The 19,707-nt window shown below is 68.6% G+C and carries 7 protein-coding genes; 6 read left to right on the top strand and 1 reads right to left on the bottom strand.

Annotation, left to right across the window (positions count from 1 at the left end; translation table 11 throughout):
• Positions 1-126: 126 nt before the first annotated feature.
• Positions 127-1,065 (bottom strand): LysR substrate-binding domain-containing protein, encoded by a 939-nt coding sequence (locus tag ACN9M2_RS10225; RefSeq protein WP_426284636.1) that lies wholly within the window; start codon positions 1,063-1,065, stop codon positions 127-129.
• Between the two features lie 184 nt (positions 1,066-1,249).
• On the opposite strand from ACN9M2_RS10225, the gene ACN9M2_RS10220 reads away from it, so the two are divergent.
• From ACN9M2_RS10220 to ACN9M2_RS10195, 6 genes are all read left to right on the top strand, one after another.
• On the top strand, positions 1,250-2,038 hold the full coding sequence (locus tag ACN9M2_RS10220) for a response regulator transcription factor (protein WP_426284635.1): 789 nt from the start codon (positions 1,250-1,252) through the stop codon (positions 2,036-2,038).
• A complete protein-coding gene (locus ACN9M2_RS10215; protein WP_426284634.1) occupies positions 2,016-5,576 on the top strand; it encodes a two-component regulator propeller domain-containing protein in 3,561 nt (1,186 codons plus the stop codon). The genes ACN9M2_RS10220 and ACN9M2_RS10215 overlap by 23 nt, the downstream gene beginning before the upstream one ends.
• A 305-nt stretch (positions 5,577-5,881) precedes the next feature.
• Complete coding sequence (locus tag ACN9M2_RS10210; protein WP_426284633.1) at positions 5,882-15,556, top strand: cadherin-like domain-containing protein; 9,675 nt, start codon at positions 5,882-5,884, stop codon at positions 15,554-15,556.
• A 56-nt stretch (positions 15,557-15,612) separates the two neighbouring features.
• Positions 15,613-17,535: a TolC family protein gene (locus ACN9M2_RS10205; RefSeq protein WP_426284631.1), complete on the top strand. Its 1,923-nt coding sequence runs from the start codon at positions 15,613-15,615 to the stop codon at positions 17,533-17,535.
• On the top strand, positions 17,532-18,323 hold the full coding sequence (locus ACN9M2_RS10200) for an efflux RND transporter periplasmic adaptor subunit (RefSeq protein WP_426284629.1): 792 nt from the start codon (positions 17,532-17,534) through the stop codon (positions 18,321-18,323). The genes ACN9M2_RS10205 and ACN9M2_RS10200 overlap by 4 nt, the downstream gene beginning before the upstream one ends.
• A 4-nt stretch (positions 18,324-18,327) precedes the next feature.
• Entirely contained in the window at positions 18,328-19,707 is a 1,380-nt protein-coding gene (locus ACN9M2_RS10195) for an efflux RND transporter periplasmic adaptor subunit (protein ID WP_426284628.1), read from the top strand.

Raw genomic sequence — 19,707 nt, 5'->3', positions numbered from 1 at the left:
AGAAGAAACACGTCTCGTATCTCGAGTCGCGCAAATCGATGCTCGATAGCTACGACGTGGCCGCGGCGACGAATCCCGCGGCATGCGTCGTCCGCGTGGTCGACGAGTCCGGCGCGCCAGTGCCGGCTAAGACCCCGGGTTCTGTTGCGCCGGCAGGCTCTCCTGCCAGCGCGCGGCCATCGCCGCCAGGCTCTGCTGCACGAAGCGCACGAAGTTCAGTGTCGCCTCGCTGACCGAACGGCTCGACATGGTCAAAGCGTGCAGGGGCAGGGGCTGGGGTTCGAATGCCTCCAGCACCATCCGCAGGCGGCCGCTGGCGATGTCGTCGGCGACCATGTAGAGCGGGAACTGGGCGAATCCGAGCCCGGCGCGCGCGGAAGCGAGCAAGGCGCCGAGATCGGCGGAGGCCATGCGCGCATGGCGGCGTTGCGATACCGGCCCGCGGAACATCCGGTACCCGGATGTCTCGCCCGACGCATAGCTGAGGTAGTGGCTTTCGTCCAGGCTGGCCGGATGCGCGGGCCTGCCGACGCGGCGCACGAGGTCGGGACTGCCCACCGTGACCAGTCGAACCGTGCCGAGCGGGCGAGCGACGATGTCGCTGCTGTCGGGCAAGGTCTCGCGCAGACTGAGGATCACGTCGGCCTGCTGCCGCAACAGCGCCTCGATATCGCTGCCATGGGTGGTCACCGCCAGCCGCGTACGTGGGTGCGTGGCGGCGAAACCCGGTACGAGATCCGCCACCAGGGGCGACAGCAGGCCCTGTGCCTCGATCCGCACGAGGCTGGCCGCATTCGCCGAGGGTGCCGCGGCATGTTCCGCCGCGATCGCCGCTTCACACATGGCCGTCGCGTGACGATAGACGCGTTCCCCCGCCTCGGTGAGTGCGAACCGGCGCGCGTTGCGATGCAGGAGGCGCGTGCCCAGTCGTTGCTCCAGGGCGATGATGCGCCGGCTCAGGAGCGAACGCGTCGTGCCCAGCCGGGTCGCCGCCGCGGAAAAGCCACCAGCCTCGACCACATGGACGAGCAGGAAGAAGTCGCCGAGGTTGTTGATCTGTTCCATCCGCCCACCCCGCCGCCACATCGGCGCGCCAGTGCTTCATTTTAGTGAGCGCCGTCCGGCCCGTTTTTGGACGAGCGACGAATTCCTTTGCTGGAGCGGAAATGGATCGGCTAAAGGACATATACTTTGGCCGAAAACGCGCCGGACCGCCGTCAGTGGCCGGAGCGACCGCAGGGGGAAAGCCATGTCCGTTCAGGATGCTCATATTCTGGTCATCGACGACGCGCCGGAGGACATCCGGTCGTTGTTGCAGGCGCTGCGCGCCCGGCCCTGGCGCGTGACGCTGGCCACCACGGCGCAGCAAGGCTACCAGCGCGCCCAGCTCCTGGCCCCCGACCTGATCCTGCTGGACGTGCGCATGCCGGGCATGGACGGTTTCGCGCTGTGCCGCCAGTTGCAGGAACTGCCGCGGGTGCGTCATATCCCGATCCTCTTCCTTACTTCCGCCGCCAGTATCGAGGAACGCCTGGAGGGCCTGAGCCAGGGCGGTGTGGACTACATCCTCAAGGGTTGCGAGCCGGCCGAGCTCCTCGCGCGGGTGCAGATCCACCTGCGCCTGGCCCCCCGGCCGGATGCGTCCGTTCCGAATGTCCAGGACGCGACGGCGCCGAGCCAGGACGAGGTGATCCTCCGGGCCGCCATGCGGCTCATCGGCCGGCGCTTGTCCGAGCCGTTCACGCTGGAACACGTCGCCAGCGCCGTCGGCACCTACAACAAGCGTCTGTCCGCCATTTTCCGCCAGCGGCTGGGCATGACCGTGTTTGCCTGGATTCGCGAGGAACGCCTGCGCAAGAGCCGGCAATTGCTGGTCGACACCGAGCTGGGCATGCAGGAAATCGCCGAGAACATCGGTTTCCGCAGCGCCAGCAATTTCACCACGGCGTTCCGCGAGCGCCTGGGCGTGACGCCCAGCCAATACCGCAAGGCGGCGCGGCAGGATGTTCCGGCCGATGCGGATGCCATTGGTGCGTGACCGGATGACCGCCCACCGCGTGCCGTTACTGCGGCATGCCGTGATGGCCTTGCTCGTGATCGCCGCGTGCCTCGGGGGCTGGACGCCGTCACGCGCCGCGGCCGTCCAATTGCCCTTGACCGTCTACGACCAGTCCAACGGGCTGACCAGCCTGTCCGTGATCCGCATGATCCAGGACAGGGAAGGTTATCTCTGGGTCGGCACCGAAAAAGGCCTCTACCGTTTCGATGGCGTAGGGTTCAGGCAGGTCGATTCGGCGAACGGCTTCCAGACCTCGGAAGTGATCGGTTTCGCGGAGGATGCCGGCGATCACCTTTGGGTGGCTTCGCGAGCGGGCCTGCAGCGGCGGGAAAGCGACGGGACATTCCATTGGGTGCGTCCCGGCGGCATCCAGGTCATGGCCGATCGTGGCCAGACCCTCGCCGCCGACGACCGCGACGGCATGCTCGTGGTGAGCGGACACCGCCTGTTGCGGCTGACCCAGGATGCCGGCGGACGCTGGACGGGCGCGCCGCTGTTCGGTGCCGGCGCGGAGCACCATGGGGACGATCCGGGCGATGTCGCCGCGGTGCTCCAGCGCAACGGCACCACATGGTTCGGCTGCGGCGGCGCCCTGTGCCGCCTGCGCGATGGCCTGCTCACCCGATATGGCGTCGAACAAGGCGTTCCCGAGGACAAATGGGTGGGAATCCTCGCCGCGCGGGACGGCAGCATCTGGGCGCGCGGCATCCGCAACGTGTTGCGGCTGGCGGCCGGTGCCTCCGACTTCACCCGTCATGACATCCCGGGCGGACACACCGAGGTGGCCGCATCCAGCATCGACATCATCGAGGATCGCGCGGGACGGATCGTCACCCGCACGGACGTCGGCATCGCCCGTTGGGATGGCGCGCGCTGGGAACTGTTCGACACGGGCTCGGGTCTGCCCGGCGTGGGCATTTCGTCGCTGCTGGCCGATCGTGACGGCATGGTCTGGATGGGCACGTATGGCCGCGGCGTCGTCTATTGGAGCAATGCCGACGCCGTCGAGAACTGGACCTCGGCGCAGGGCCTGAGCAACAGCCTCATATGGTCGATCGCCCGCGGCGACGCCCGTTCCGTCTGGGTCGCCGGCGAAGCCGGCGCGGAAGTGATCGTGCCGGAAGAAGGGCGCGCGCATCGCGGGCCGCTGAAGGCCGCGCCGCCGAACCAGGCGCACGCCGTCATCGTCGATGCCGGCGGCATCATCTGGTACTTCCTTTTCGACGGACGCGTGTTGCGTTACGACCCGAAAACGGGGACGACCTCGCAGGTCGCCGTGCTGCCGTACCTGGTGCGCGGCGCCTATCTCGACCGTGCCGGGCATTTCTGGGCCTACACGCTGGGCGGGCTGTACGAAGTCGATCCGGTGCAAGGACGCGTGTCACCCGCCGCGCCGTCCCTCATGCCATCCACCATGTGCTCGGACCTGGCCGAGGACGCCGGGGGCGATCTCTGGGTGGCTTGCAGCGGCGGGTTGTTCCGGCACGACGCCGCCGGCTGGGCACGCGTGCGCGTGCAACCGGAGGAAGCCTCGGGTGGCTACGAGAACGTGGCGGTCACGCCCGACGGAAGACTGTGGCTGAGTTCGTTGCAGCCCGGGCTGCTCGTCGGCCGGATCACCGATGCGGACCAGGTGACGATGGCGCCGGTGAACGATCCACTGCTCGCGGACACCCGCTTCTACTTCCTGCGTGCCGACCGCCGTGGCCGCCTGTGGGCGGGCGGAGGCAACGGCGTCGACGTCTTCGACGGTGGCGACTGGACCCGGCTCTCGACGCGCGACGGCCTGCTCTGGGACGAGACCAACCATGGCGCGTTCTTCGCCGACGAAGACGGCTCGATCTGGATCGGATCGCCGATCGGCCTGACCCATATCCTCGACCCGGGACAACTGCTCGCGCCCCGTCGGATACTGCCGCTGCTCATCTCCGCCCATTACGGCGACCGCGATATCGCCGGACCGGATGCCGCGTTGTCCTTCGAGGAAGCCGCGCCCCTCGTGCTGCGCTTCGGTGTATCGGGCAATGGGGCCGGGCAGCCGGTACGTTTTCGCTACCGCCTTTCCGGCGCCGACAAGGACTGGGTGGAAACCGCGCAGCGCGAGGTGCGCTACGCGTCGCTGCCGCCGGGTCGTTACCGCTTCCAGTTGCAGGCGATCGACGCGAACCGGCGCACCGTCTCCGAGCCGGTCACCCTCGATTTCAACGTGGACCCGCCATGGTGGCTCACGCGATGGGCTTTCGCCACGGTGGCGCTGCTGGCCTTGGCGCTCGTGGTGCTCGCGTGGCGCTGGCGCACGCGCGTGCTCATCCGCCACGCGCAACGCCTGGAGCACGTGGTCGAGGAACGCACGGCGGAATTGCGGCAGTCGCTGCAATCGCGGCGCATGCTGCTGGCCCACATCGGCCACGACCTGCGCTCGCCGCTGGGCGCGATCCTGGATGCGGTGCGCCAGTGGCGCTCGGGCAGGACGGGACGCGATTATCCGCGGGTTATCGAGCGGCATGTACGCCAGCAGATGGACCTCATCGACGAACTGCTGGAGTTCTCCCGTGGCGACCTGACCGAACTCACGCTCGAACCCGTGCCGGGTTACCTGCACGGATTCCTCCATGACGTGGCGGACCATGCGGCACCGCTGGTGGAACGCCACGCCAATCGCCTGGAGTGCCACTTCGATCCGCGCCTGCCGTCGTTAGCCGTCGCCGATTTCCGTCGCCTGCGACAAGTGCTGTTGAACCTGCTCGGCAACGCGGCCAAGTTCACCCACGACGGCCTTGTCGTCTTCCGTGTCGACCTGCGGAACGGCGATGGCCTTCGCGTGCACCTGGCCTTTTCGGTCGAGGACACGGGCATCGGCCTCGGCGCCGACGTGGCCGCCGCGCTGGCGCAGCCTTTCACCCGGGGCGGCAATGCCGCGCACCATGAGGGCAGCGGCCTCGGCCTGGCGATCGTGACCCAGTTGCTCGACCACATGGACAGCCGTCTCGTGGCCGAGCCCGTGGCTTCCGGTGGAAGCCGCTTCGGTTTCGAGGTGGCTTTGCCACTGGCGAGCGAAGACGATCTCGAGCCGGAGCTCGACACCGGCGGCGACATCGGCGACATCGACGGCGAGGGCAGGGCGGTGCTGGTGGTCGAGCCGCATCCGGCACGGCGTGCCGTGTTGTGCGACCTGCTCGACGGCTACGGCTTCCGCAGCCTCGCCGCCGCCGATGGCGGGAGCGCCCTGAATGTCCTGCGGGACGACATGCCCGATGTGATCGTGACGGAACAGCGATTGCCGGACATGGATGGATGGCGATGGCTGCGAACGCTGCGGCTTGACCATCCGGGCTTGCCCGTGCTGCTCTATTCGGCCTTGCCGCCGCGGCGTCCCGTCGATGCGGCGGCCATGGAAGCGTTCGACGACGTCCTGCTCAAGCCCGCCACGGCGGCCGAGTTCATGGCGCGTGTCGTGCGTCTGCTCGAACCGGTAACGGACGAAACGGCGGCCATCACGCACGACGGCGTGCGCTGATCCTTCCTCCTTCACAAAGATCACGCGTCCCTTCGGGCAAAGGCCCGCCTGCGCGATCCTGAGGCCACGACGGCGTCGGGCGAGGCCTGGCCGCACCATGCCGGCCAATCCGTCTCGTGCCACCTTTGCCGGAGCGGACGGTCGTCATGCCGCGCATGACGCAATTTCCCATCCCGCCGCCTTCTCATCGTCGATGTCCATGCATAGCATCGGCGCCGCCGCTGTGATGTAAATCACAGCTTCACGCCGATACCTGTTTCCCGAACGCCCCTGGGCACTCGGGATGGAGCCCGTCGGCCTACGTCATGCCCCGTTACCTTGAAGGCGATCCCATGCCAGGGACAAAGTCACCGAACCCGTTCCGTCCGCGTTCCCACCGCTATGCGCTGGAGCCGCGCCAGATGTACGACGGCGCCGCGCTCGTGGAAGCGGCCAGCCATCATGTCGATCCCGCGGAAGCGGCGCATGACGGCGGCAAGTTCCATAGCGCCGCCGTGGAACAACCGGGTCACGCCGCGGCGCCGCCGCCGGCGCCCAGCGTTCCGGCACCGGCCCAGGTCTACGTCATCGACCAGAGCGTGGCGAACTGGCAGTCGCTGGTCGCACAGCTGCCGCCGGGCGGCCAGGTCGTGGTGCTGGACGACAAGTCCTCGGGCCTGACGCAGATCGCGAACGCGCTGCGTGGCGAACACGACATCGCCGCGATCCACATCATCAGCCATGGCGCCAGCGATTCCATTTCGCTGGGCACCGACACGGTGACGGCCGCCAATATCGCCTCCTACGCGAGCCAGCTCGGCGACATCGGCGCCACGCTTTCGACGAACGGCGACATTCTTCTCTACGGTTGCGACGTGTCGCACCAGGACAACGCGCTGGTCACGCAGCTGGGCCGCCTGACCCAGGCCGACGTCGCCTCGTCGACGGATGCGACCGGTGCCGCCACGCTCGGCGGCGACTGGGTGCTGGAAAGCTCGGTGGGTCACATCGAGACGCGCTCGCTCGCGCTCGACTACGATGGCTTGCTGGTCGCGCCGAGCATCGGCACCACCAGCACCGGCCTCACCGTTTCCGAACCCAGCGCGCTCAATGCCGCGGGCGCGGACCGCGGCACGCTCACCGGTTGGTCCATCGTCGACGATGGCGTCGGTGGCGACCGGGTGACGGTCACCGCGGTCGTCGCGGACCCCGGCAAGGGCACCCTGGTCACGGGTACGGCCGCCACGGCGGTCGCGGGCGGCTACCGGTTCACCGGCACCGTCGCCGAGGCCAACGCGTGGCTCAACCAGCTCAGCTTCGTCGCCGCCGATGTCGAGCTGGGCAATACCGCCGCGCGCACGACCATCGATGTCACCGTCACCGATGCGCAGTCGCTCTCGGCGACGCGCTCGCTCGATGTCACCATCACGCCTTCGAACGATCCGGTCGCCGTGCCCGGCGCCACCAAGACGGTGCTGGAAGTCGGCGCCGGCGACAGCCCGAGCGTCACCGTGATCGGTGCCGACACCCTGGCCGCTTCCGACGCGGAAGTGACCATCGGCACGCAGTCCGCCAGCCAGATCGTCTACAGCCTGACGGCGCTGCCTCAGTACGGTTACCTCACGCTCGACGGCAACCGCCTCGGTGCGGGTTCCGTGTTCACCCAGCAGGACGTGATCGACGGCCGCCTGAGCTACGTCCACACGGCCACCGGCGCGAACCAGGACACCGCGGACGGCTTCGACGCCCGGGTCAACGACGGTGCGACGCCGCTCGACCGTTCCGCCACCGTCCACGTCAACCTGGCGGTGCAGCCGGTGAACCAGGCGCCGACCGTCGGTGGCGCCGGCATGGTCTACGAAGGCCAGCCGGCCAACGCCGTGGACACGGGCAACGTGGGCCAATACATCGTCGCCGGCAGCGGTGGCGATCCGCAGGACACGGCGCTGCAGGTCACCATCACGGCGCTGCCCACGCACGGCACGCTCTACTACAACGGCGTCGCGGTCACCGTCGGCCAGAGCTTCGACTACGCCAACCGCAACCTGCTCACCTATCGCAACGACGGCGTCGACGGCGTCACCCAGGACAGCTATGGCGTGCGCGTCACCGATCTCGGCGGCGGTACCGGCACGCCGGCCAGCGCCGACGGCACGATCGTCCTCGACGTCCACGCGGTGGACGACGATCCCTCGCTGGATGTCGGCAGCACGCGTACGGCCACCGTGACCGCCGGCGGGAACGGCAGCGCGGGCCCGTACTCGGTCGTGCTCACCACGGCCATGCTCGGCGCGACGGATGTCGATTCGCCCGAACAGAACATCAGCTTCGTCACCAGCCAGGCCGGGCTCACCCACGGCTACCTGCTGCTCAATGGCGAGGAGCTGAAGGACGGCGCCACCTTCACCATGGCCGACGTGCGCGCCGGCCGCGTGCAGTACGTGCAGGTGACCGGCGCCACGGCGGGCCAGCAGGACACGTTCCACTTCCAGGTGGTGGACAACACCACCGCGCTGCGCTGGAACGCCGACGGCACCACGTTCACGCGCATCGGCGGCGATTACACCGGTGGCGCCTCCACGGACACGCTGCGCGACTACACCTTCACCATCGCTCTCGCACCGACACCCGACGGCAACAACGGCGGCTTCCCGGTCCACGACGTGACCACGGGTGAGCAGCAGTCGACCTATGCGGGTGTCGATCCGTCCGGCAACGCCATCGGCACCGTGTCCGAAGGTGGCAGCATCGTCCTCCACGGTACGACGACGAATGGGCAGCCGACCGACTTCAGCACCATGCCCGGCCTCAGCTACACCGCCGAAGGCGTGGACCCGTCGCAGGTGGTCTACACCTTCCTCGGCTTCACCAGCGACGGCGCGGGCACCGGCACCGCCGGCACGCTGCAAAAGCAGGTGAACGGCACCTGGGTCGACGTCGCCACCTATGGCACGTTCACCCAGGCCGACCTCGACGCCGGCCGCATCCGCTTCCAGCACGACGGCGCCAGCGAAGACTTCCATGCAACGGCAAACTTCTCCGTATCCGCCGGCCTGGTCACGGTGGAGAACGGGCAGGCTGTCGTGGACAGCTGGAAGCCGTCGTTCGACATCTACGTGACGCCGACCAACGACCTGCCGACGGCCGTGGGCTCGTCCACCACGGTGATCAACGAAGGCGAGATCGCCTATATCACGAAGGGGCAGCTCGGCCTGGCCGATCCGGACGACGCCACCAGCGCGAGCTACCTGGAGAATTCGCCGACGCTTCCCGACGGCAGCCCCAACTACGCGTACAACAACGACGCCACGGGTGCCAACGCGCTGAAGTTCGTCATCACCAGCCTGCCCGCGGGCGGCAAGCTGCAGTACTCGACCGATGGCGGCGCGAGCTGGCAGGACGTGACCGCGAACACCTTGCTCGACGCGTCCATCATCACCGGCAGCGCGGGCACCACGGGCCTGCGCTTCGTCAGCAACGGCTCGGAAGTGCGCAGCGCCAGTTTCACCGTCGAGGCGCAGGACCGCTGGGGCGCCCGCTCGGCCACGGACGCCACCGTCACGATCCAGATCACCAACGTCAACGACGCGCCGCAGATCGCGAAGGACCCGACGCTGGCCGATCCGACGGTGCCCGCCGATTCGCCCAACAACATCGGCGGTGCCCCGGTCAACAATCCGCTTACCGTCGTGGAAGGCGGCTACGGCCAGATCACCACGGCGATGCTCCAGGCCTACGATCCGGACAGTTCCGCCGAACAGGTGCAATACACCATCACCGGCGGACCGGCGCACGGCAAGCTGGCGTATTCCACCGATGGCGGCGTGACCTTCCACATCCTCGGTGCCGGATCGTCCTTCACCCAGGCCGATGTCGCGGCCGGCCGCATCTACTATCTCAACGACGGTACCGAATCCACCGGCGCCAGCTATCCCTCGGCGCCCGACGACCGTTTCTTCTTCACCGTCTCCGACGGTGACAAGGAGCAGGCGGGCAACGAATTCTGGGTCTACACCGATCCCACCAACGATGCGCCGAAGGTCACCGCGCCGGCCGGTCCCGTCGACCTCGACAGCGCGGACCCGCAGTTCAACCCGGTGCCGGGCTTCAGTGTGGCCGATCCGGATCTCGCCACCGTCGGCGGCGGCGAGACCGATTACCTGCAGGTCACCGTGCGCCTGCTGCACGCCGATGGCAGCGCGTTCTCGGCCGGTGAATACACCGCCGATGGCGTCACGATCGGCTATGCGGCCGGCGGCGGCGTGGTCGTGGACGGCGACAAGAACGGCGGTGGCGACTACCTCGTGCTCAGTGGCACGCGTGCGCAGGTCAACGCCGCGCTGGCCGGCCTCACCGTGAACTTCGCCGGCGACCGCGATGCGAAGTACCAGGTACAGGTGATCGCGGACGATCGCCTGCGCGACGCCAGTGGCAACCTCGTCGGCGGCGCGAACGGCGGCGACGTGAACCAGCCGGCCACTCCCGGTACCGGCAGCGCGCCCACGCCCATCGATGCCACGAACTACGACTGGTACAGCGACGCGGCGCCCACCAACAGCGGCGACATCGCGGCCGCCTCCGTGGTGGTCCGCGCGTCCAGCGTGAACGAACCGGGCACGCTCACCGGCCCCACCAGCGGCACGGTATACGAGGACCAGCCAACCCACATCGGTGGCGGCTTCGTCGTGGCCGATCCTGAATCGGCCGCGTTCGATACACCGGTGACGGTCCGCGTGACCGTGCCCAGCGGCACGCTCGGCATCGGCGGCAGCGGCAACCAGGGCAGCTTCACGCCGAGCGCGCCGGGCAGCCTGGCCGTCACCATCACCGGCGACAATACCGGCACCCTGGTCCTGACCGGCCGTGCCAGCGACATCCAGGCGTTGCTCAACGACGCGACCAATGGCCTCACCTATCGCAGCGCGGCCAACGTCAACCACGACACGAACGGCGCCGCCGCGGGCGATGTCACCGTCACGCTGCACTTCGACGACACCGGTTCGAAGATCGGCGGCGATACCGGCGCGGGCAGCGTCGCCAACAATCCGGCCGATATCCAGGTCGCGCTCGACATCGTCGCCGTGAACGACGCACCGACCGTGACGGCGGGCGCGGGTACCGTGTACCTCAACGGCAGCACGCCGGTGGGTGGCTTCGTGGTCGGCGACGTCGACTACACCGATGGTGGCGGGATCACGCAGGGCGAACAGGATTTCATGCAGGTGACCGTTCGCGTTACCGATGCCGCCGGCAATCCGCTGGCACAGTCGGCCTACGCGAACATCGTGCTGGGCTCGAGCAACGGCGGCACGTCCGGCGCGACGGTGGACGGTACCTACGACGGGACCGATGCCGCGCTGGTCATTCGTGGCACGCGGCAGCAGGTGAACGATTACCTCGCCGGCTTACAGGTATCGATCGGCGGCTCTCTCGCCAACGCCGACCAGTCGTATCGCGTGGAAGTGATCGCCGACGACCGCCTGCGTGACACGGCCAGCGGAAGCCTCGACGGGTCCGGCGCCGCCAACGGCGGCGAGAACGCCGCCGCCGACGGTACCCAGGCCGTACCGACGGCAGCCGTCGATCCGTATGCGGCCGTGCCCGGCGGGCTCACCCAGAACGTCGCCTCGTCGTACCGGGTGGTGTTCCCGTCCTCGATCAACAACCCGACCGCGATCGGTATCACCAGCCCGAACGGTGCCGATGAAAGCGCCGCCGGCCTGTATACGCTCAGCCACATCACCCTGGCCGATCCCGATGCCGGCACCGACAGCATCACCGCCACGGTGACGCTGCAGAACGGCTTCACCATCCACGACGTCAACGGGTCCACCGCGACCTCCGGCACCTATGCCGGTGCCACGTACACCTTCGGCACCGATGGCCAGGGCCGCAGCACCATCACCATCACCGGCTCGATCGACCAGGTGCAATCGGCGATCAATGCGGTGGGCGTGCAGTTGCCGTCGGCGGAAGCGGGCGATAACAACGCTTACTGGAATGGCACCTTCCAGGTGCAGGTGGCCGTGAACGACAACGGCAACCACGGCAGCCGCCCGGACCGTCCGACGCTCGACGGCGATGCCGCATCGAACGCGGGTAGCGATCCCAGCACCGCCGGCGACCAGTACGGTTATGCCGATGGCGAGGCGGGTTCTTCCAACGCGCTCGTCACCACGCGCGTCTTCGACGTCACCGTCAGCAGCCGTACCCAGGTCAGCGAGGCCGGGTTGGCCGACGCCAGTGGCAGCCAGGGCGTGGACGGCACCGAAACCTTCGCCCTGTTCAACGGCCTGGACAGTGTGACGATCGGCGATCCCGCCGCGGGCGCCGGGCACTCGGTCACGCTCACGCTTGCGCAGCTGCAGGACATCGCCAACGTGCCGCTCGCCGAGCGCACGATCCAGACCGATCACGGCACCCTGGTCGTGACCGGCTACCTTCCCGGCGCGGACGCGGGCCACGGCACGCTCGTCTATCACTACAGTCTCAACGGTCCCGTGGACCAGCCGGGCGCGACCGGCAGCAGCGAGACGATCGCGATCGCCACGCGTGACAGCGCGGGGTTCACGGACAGCGGCAGCATCACCGTGGATATCGCCGACGACGTGCCCCTCGCGCACGCGGACACGAACACGGTGGACGAAGACGGTGCGCCGGCCACAGGCAACGTCGTGCTCGCGGGCGGCGGTGCCGACCACGTGGGTGGCGATGCCACGCCGACACCGGTATCCGGCGTGGTGTTCGGCAACGCGGGTGGCCCGGTCAGCGGCAACGTCGGCGCGGCGATCGCGGGGCAATACGGCTCGCTCACGCTCAACGCCGATGGCAGCTATAGCTACGCGCTCGACAACGCCAATCCGGTCGTCAACGCCTTAAAGGATGGCGAGACGCGTACCGAGGTCTATACCTACACGATCACCGACGCGGACGGCGATACCAGCACCACGACGTTGACCATCACCATCGTGGGCCATACCGATGGCGGTCCCGCTATCGTGCCGCACGACGGCAACGGCACCGGCAACGGCGTGAACACCACCGGCGAAACCACGGTGTGGGAGTCGGGCCTGACCACGAACGGTCCGGCGGGGCAGGATCGCGACGCGACGGACACCGTCGCCATCTCGGCGCCGGACGGCCTCGTCAGCGTCACGGTGGGCGGCACCACGCTCACCACCGCGCAACTCGAGGCGCTGAGCGTCAACGCCCCGGTGACCATCGTGACGGCCGACGGCACGCTCGTGCTGACCGGTTTCACGGCGACCGCCGAGGTTGGCGGCGTGCCGACCGCGGGCACGCTCACCTATACCTACACCTTGCGCGAATCCATCGACCAGCCAGGCACGGACCACAGCACCGACAATATCGCCTTGTCCGTCACCGACGCCGGTGGCGGCAGTGCCACCGGTACCCTCGTGGTCAACATCGTGGACGATGCGCCGACCGCCCGCGCCGATGGCGCGGATATCGGCGAGGACGGCGCCGCCGTGGTCAACGGCAACGTGGTCTCCGCGACGGGTCCGGGCGATGTCGCCGACCGCCTGGGCGCCGACGGTATCGCGTCGCCGGTGGCGGGCGTCGTCGCCGGCACGGCAAGCGGTCCGCTCGCCGGCAACGTCGGCACGGGCGTGGCTGGCCAGTACGGCACGCTCACGCTCAACCCCGACGGCAGCTACGGCTACGCGCTGGACAACGGCAACGCCGCCGTGAACGCATTGAAGGACGGGCAGACGCTTACCGACGTCTACAGCTACACCATCGTCGACGCGGACGGCGACACCAGCACCACCACGCTCACCATCACCATCCACGGCCATACCGACAGCGCACCGTCGATCGCGCCGGTGGACGGCAACGGTGGCGCGGCGGGCCACGCCACGGTCATCGAGGCGGGCCTGGTCGATCATGACGGGTCGCAGGTCACCACTGGCAGCATCGAACTGACGGCCGACGACGGGCTGGCCAGCGTGACGGTGGGCGGCACCACGCTCACCACGGCGCAGCTCGCCGCGCTCGGCAGCGGCTCGCCGGTCACCATCACGACACCGGACGGCACGCTCGTGCTCACCGGCTTCAACCCGACCTCGACCGTCGGTGGCGTTCCGACGGCCGGCACCCTCAGCTACACCTATACGCTGGACCGCGCCGCCTCCCAGCCGGGTGCCACCGATAGCACCGAGAGCATCGCGCTCACCGTCACCGACGCCGGTGGCGACACGGCGGCGGGAACCCTCGTGGTGAACATCATCGACGACGTACCGACGGCCCGCGACGACACGGCGACCGTCACCGAGAACACCGCCGGCGTCACCGGGTCGGTGCTCGTCAACGACCGGGTCGACGCCGACGGCACCGCCACGCCGGTCAGCGCGGTCGGTTTCCACGGCACGGCGGGATCGGTCGGTTCGCCGCTCGGCGGCAGCTACGGCACGCTCACGCTCAACGCCGACGGCAGCTACAGCTATGCGCTCGACAACGACAACCCGGCGGTGAACGCGCTGAAGAACGGGCAGACGCTGACGGAAACCTTCACCTACGTCATCACCGATGCCGATGGCGACAGCAGCACCGCGACGCTGACCATCACGATCGGCGGCGTGACCGACGGCAACCCGTCGATCGTCCCCGTGGACCGTGACGGCAACGTCGGCGGCCATTCGGAGGTCGGCGAGCCCGGCCTGGTCGATGGCGGCGGCAGCGATACCACCAGCGGCCATATCGACCTGAGTGCCCTGGACGGCCTCGCCAGCGTCACCGTGGGCGGCACCACGCTCACGCCGGAGCAGTTGTCCGCGCTGAGCCCGCAGCATCCGGTCACCATCGTCACGCCGGACGGCACGCTCGTGCTCACCGGCTTCACCGCCACCTCGACGGTGAATGGCGTGGCGACGGCAGGTACGCTCGACTACACCTACACGCTCGACCATGCGCTGCAGCAGCCGGGTTCGACGGCCACCAGCGATGTCATCGCACTGGGCGTCACCGACGTGACCGGTGGCGTGTCCACCGGCAGGCTGGTGGTCGACATCGCCGACGACGTGCCCGTCGCACACGACGATAGCGCCACCATCGTCCAGGACGCCGGACAGACCGGTGCCAGTGGCAACGTGTTCACCGGCAAGGGTCCCTCGCACGACGGTTCCGACCGGATCGGTGCCGACGGCCCCACGGCCGGTGGCCCGCTCACCGGCGTCGTATCGGCCAACCTCGGCACGTCCGGCACGATCGGTGGCGGCAGCCGTGGCGAGTTCGGCACCCTGATCCTCAACGCGGACGGCTTGTACACGTACCAGCTTGACGTCCGCAATCCGAGGGTGAGTTCGCTGGATGCCAGCCGCACGCTGAGCGAAGTGTTCGTCTACACCATCACGGACGCCGACGGCGACGTGAGCGAAGCACGCCTCACCATCACGATCCAGGGCACGACGCCACCGATGCAGGCGCGCTGGGGCGACCAGATCTTCCCCGTCGCCTACGACCGGACCACGCGCGACATTCGCCAGGGTTACGAGCCGGGCCTGTTCGTCCTGCCGGCCGTGGACCAGTCGCAGGGCGACACGATGCGCTGGCACAACCAGTGGATCACTGGCCGCTACGACGCCACCTCGGACCTCGGCGACACACCGTTGGACCCGTCGAATACCCAGCACGTGCTGCGTGACGGCGTGGCCTTCTCACGTCAGTTGCTCGCCGAGGCGCATAGCCGCGCGCGTGTCGCCCTCAACGATTTCGGGTTGGGCTCGAGCGTGTTGTGGGACGACTTCTCGCCGTTCTCGCCCGCGCGCATCCATGACCTGGAGAAAACGAACGAGGCACACGCCGAGCGGACGCAGCCCGCGACCAGGCCGGCCCATGAGGTACCCACCGCCATGCGTGTGCCACCACCGGCTTCGACGCCGGTCGGTGCGCCATCGCTGACGGCACAGATCGCGGCGATGGCCAAGGCCGCCGCCGTGCCGTTGGCCTCCGCACCCGCACCCACGCAGCCACGCCACTAATCGCGAGCCCGGCGATCCACGCATCGCCGGCCCACGTTCACAAGGACCGAATCTCCATGCACCACATCCATGCCATGAAGACCACCACACCGATGACATTCGCCATGCGCCGCGCGCCGCTGGTCGCCTCGCTGGCCCTCGCCGTGTTCCTTACCGGTTGTGGCGCCGTCAAGCCCAAGCCGCTCACCCACGACGAGGTCGCCACGCGGGTCAAGAACGACCAGCAGGCGATGTACAAGGACCAGGAGCCGATCGGCGCTCCGCTGACCTTGTCCGACGTCATGGCGCGGTCGCTCAAGTACAATCTCGACTATCGGCTCAAGCTGATGGAGACCGCGTTGTCGCGCGGCCTGCTCGACGTCTCCCAGCTCGACATGCTGCCCAAGCTGACCGCCGACGCCGGCTACCGCTGGCGCAGCAACGACTCCGGTGGCACCAGCATCGGCATCGAAGACCGCATCGTCAGCTTGCGTCCTTCCACCTCCGAAGAGCGCGTGCACTATCTTGCCGATGCCACGCTGTCGTGGGACGTGCTCGACTTCGGCCTGAGCTACTACCGGGCGAAGCAGCAGGCCGACGACGTCAACGTCACCGACGAGCGCCGCCGCAAGGTCCTGCAGAACATCGTGCAGGACGTGCGTGACGCGTATTGGCGCGCGCTCGGTGCGCAGCGCCTGCTGGGAGAGACCCAGACGCTCGCCGATAACATCCAGGCCGCGCTGGAGAAGACCCGCCAGGCCGAGCGCGCCGGCGTGCTGCCGCCGGTCGAGGGCCTGGAATACCAGCGCGCCTTGCTCGACGCCATGACCCTCGTCAACGAGAAGCGCCAGGAGATGGAGTTCGCACGGCGCGAACTCGCCGCCCTGATGAACCTCGCGCCCGGCACGCAGTTCACGTTGGCCGATGCCACCGAGACGCGGCTCTCGCAGATTCCGTCCAACCTCGACCAGCTCGAGCAGACGGCACTCGAGCAGCGCCCGGAACTGCGCGAGGAAGACTACAAGGCGCGCATCGACGCGATCGAGACCAAGAAGCAGATCGCCGCGCTGTTCCCCAACCTCAACCTGTTCGGCGGCATCGGCTACGACTCCAACAGCTACCTGTATAACGAGAACTGGACGCAGGGCGGCATCAGCATGTCGATGAACCTGATCCGTCTCGCCGGGCTGCCCGCGATCAAGCGCACCAACGAAGCGCGGATGAAGGTGGACGACGCCCGCCGCATGGCGCTCAGCATGGCCGTGCTGACCCAGGTGCGCGTCTCCGTCGAACGCTACAAGCTGGCCGTCTACGATCACCAGCTCGCCCAGGAATCCGCGCAGGTGGACCAGCGTCTGGCAAGCGTGGCCCGTGCCGGTTCCAACAACCAGCTCACCAGCGAACTGGAAACGCTGCGCACGCAGGCGCGTTCCATGGTGTCGCGCTTCCAGGAAGCGTCCTCCTATGCAGCGGCCCAGTCGGCGTACGGCCGCGTGCTCAACTCGGTCGGCATCGACCTGATGCCGGAGCAGGTCGCAGGTAGCGACGTGCCGACGCTCTCGAAGGCCATCCAGGCCAGTCTGGTCGACGGCGAGAAGCACGTGTTCACGCAGTCCGCGGACGCCGTGGCGGTGGACCGTCCGATCCAGCTCAGCGTTACCGGCCTGCCGGCGCGCGTGGATGGCGTTGCGGTGCGTGACGCCGTGGGCAAGGTGATGACCGGCAACCGTCTGGCCCTCGGCAACGGTGCGGACAGCCTCGCCATGGAGCTCCACTACAGCGCTACGCCCAGCAAGGCGGCGACGCGCGCGCAGTGGGACATGACGGTGCAGGACACGGCGGGTAAGCGCCTGCTGACGCAGAGCTATCGCAGCTTCCTCCCCGACGACGCCAACACGCGTTCGGTGATCGCCCTGGCCGAAGCCGCCGCGCTTTCGGTGATGGCGGAAGTGCGTCGCCTCGCGGCCGCACCGGAAACGGCGGCCACGGCCCAGCCATGAAGAACGCGACGATGATTCCGAAGGCGGTGACGTTCGCCGCCTTCAACGCGGTGCTCGCATGGGGGGTGCCTTGCGCCGTCTCAGCGCAGGTTCAATCCGCGCCAGCAGCGTCGACCCAGGCACCCGTGCGCTTCCTCGTGGTGGCGGACCGTGAAAGTCCGTTGTCCGCGGTGGCTGGGGGACGCGTCGCGCGCGTCTACGTGCAGCTGGGCGATACCGTCGCGAAGGGCAAGGTGCTGGTCTCGCTCGATTGCAGCGACGTGGATGCCCGGCGTGCGGCTGCCGACGCCGAGTACAAGGCGGCGCAGCTGCGCTACGAGGCGAAGGCCAAGCTGCAGGGCCTGCAATCCGCCGCCGCGCTGGAAGTCGAACTCACCGCCGCCGACGTCAATCGCACACGCAGCCAGATGCGCATCTTCGACGCGCAGCTGGCGCAGTGCCGCTTCGTCGCACCGTTCGACGGGCGCGTGGCACGCATCCACGTGAAGGAAGGGCAGGGCGTATCGCCGGGGGCCCCGGTGATCGAACTGGTCGGTACCGGTACGCCGAAGGCGCGGCTGAACGTGCCGTCTAGCTGGATCGGCTGGCTCAAGCCGGGCGCGCATCTGGACGCCGCCGTCGACGAGACCGGCGAACACCATCCTCTCACGGTGACGCGCCTCAGCGGCCGTGTCGACGCGGTCAGCCAGACCATCGAGATCGAAGCCGATTTCGAAGGCGATACAAGCCGTGTCCTGCCGGGTATGAGCGGCCGGGCGACGCCGGCGAAGAGCACCGGACAGGGCTGAAACGATGAATCCCCAGGACAACCCCGGCGCTAGCGCGTCGTCGCGCTTCTATGCGCTTGCCGCGCGCGCCGAGGGTGCCGCGACAGCGACCGAGCTTGGTTTCGTCGCATGCAACGAGACGCGCAGCCTGGTCGATTACCGGCAGGCCGCCCTGCTGGCGACGCCGCCGGGACGGAGTCCTCGCCTCGCCGCCCATTCCGGGCTGGCCGAGCCCGATCCGAATACGCCTTACGCGCTGTGGCTGTCCGCCGTTGCACGGCGGATCGCTCCGCAGTGTGCCGAGCTGCCTGCCGGTGCCCGCGTCCTGCCGCTTTCGCCCGGCATGCTCGGCGAGGAACTGGCCACGGAGTGGGGCGAGTGGTTGCCGGCGCACGTGTGGGTGCTGCCGTTGATGGGCCCCGATCGCCATGTCGATGCGCTGCTCGTGCTCGCACGGGACCAGGCCTGGCCCACGACGCTCACTCCGGACAGCGCGGAGTTCGCACTGCTTCAACTCGCCAACCTCTACGGCTACGCCTGGTGGTCGCTGGTGGCGCGGCCGTCGCGTTGGCGGCGCTGGTGGGAAGCGGCGACCAGCGGGCGCCGCCTGCGCTACGCACTGGCCGTGCTGCTGGTGGTGCTGCTGATCCCCGTGCGCGAATACACGCTCGTTCCCGCCGAGGTGATCTCCACGCGGAGCCAGGTGATCGCTTCACCACGCGAGGGCGTGATCCATCGCATGACGGTCCTGCCCAACGCGCCGGTGAAGGCGGGGCAGGTCCTCGCTGAACTCGACGACACGACCCTGCGCAACAAGCTCGCCGTCGCGCAGGCCGAACTGGCCACGGCCAGCGTGGAGATGCACCAGGCCGCGCAACAGGCCATCGAGAACCAGAACGCCAAGGCCGATCTCGGCATGGCCGAGGGCAAGTGGCGCGAGCGCCAGGTGGATGTGGTCTCGTTGCAGCGGGAGGTGGACAAGCTGGCCATTCGCGCGCCGGCCGACGGCGTGTTCGTCTATTCCGATCCGGACGACTGGTCCGGCCGCCCCGTGCAGACCGGTGAGCGTATCGGCCTGCTTGCCGACCCGCATGCGCTGGGCGTGCGCGCGTGGGCCCCGGTGGGTGAGCCGACCAACCTGGCCGAGGGCGCACCCATGACCGTCTTCCTCAAGGTCGCGCCGCTGGACCCGCTCGACGCGAAGCTCGACTACGCCGGTTACCAGCCAGTGGAGGCACCCAACGGCGTCGCCAGTTATGTTCTGCGCGGGACGATCGACGGCACGCCGCCCGGCGCGCGTATCGGCCTGCAAGGCACGGCGCGCGTCTCGGGAAGCTGGAGCGTGTTCGGCTACCTGATGCTGCGTCGTCCGTTGGCCGCCGTGCGCGCCTGGTGCGGGCTCTGA

It is taken from the genome of Luteibacter sp. E-22 (assembly GCF_049913125.1).
In the GTDB taxonomy this organism is placed as follows: domain Bacteria; phylum Pseudomonadota; class Gammaproteobacteria; order Xanthomonadales; family Rhodanobacteraceae; genus Luteibacter.
This window is presented reverse-complemented; position numbering and strand designations above follow the sequence as displayed.

Bases quoted from the DNA above. Each gene is read 5' to 3' on its own strand.
- ACN9M2_RS10205 (WP_426284631.1), top strand. From the start codon at position 15,613: ATGCACCACATCCATGCCATGAAGACCACCACACCGATGACATTCGCC.
- ACN9M2_RS10200 (WP_426284629.1), top strand. From the start codon at position 17,532: ATGAAGAACGCGACGATGATTCCGAAGGCGGTGACGTTCGCCGCCTTC.
- ACN9M2_RS10225 (WP_426284636.1), bottom strand. From the start codon at position 1,065: ATGGAACAGATCAACAACCTCGGCGACTTCTTCCTGCTCGTCCATGTG.
- ACN9M2_RS10210 (WP_426284633.1), top strand. From the start codon at position 5,882: ATGCCCCGTTACCTTGAAGGCGATCCCATGCCAGGGACAAAGTCACCG.
- ACN9M2_RS10195 (WP_426284628.1), top strand. From the start codon at position 18,328: ATGAATCCCCAGGACAACCCCGGCGCTAGCGCGTCGTCGCGCTTCTAT.
- ACN9M2_RS10220 (WP_426284635.1), top strand. From the start codon at position 1,250: ATGTCCGTTCAGGATGCTCATATTCTGGTCATCGACGACGCGCCGGAG.
- ACN9M2_RS10215 (WP_426284634.1), top strand. From the start codon at position 2,016: ATGCGGATGCCATTGGTGCGTGACCGGATGACCGCCCACCGCGTGCCG.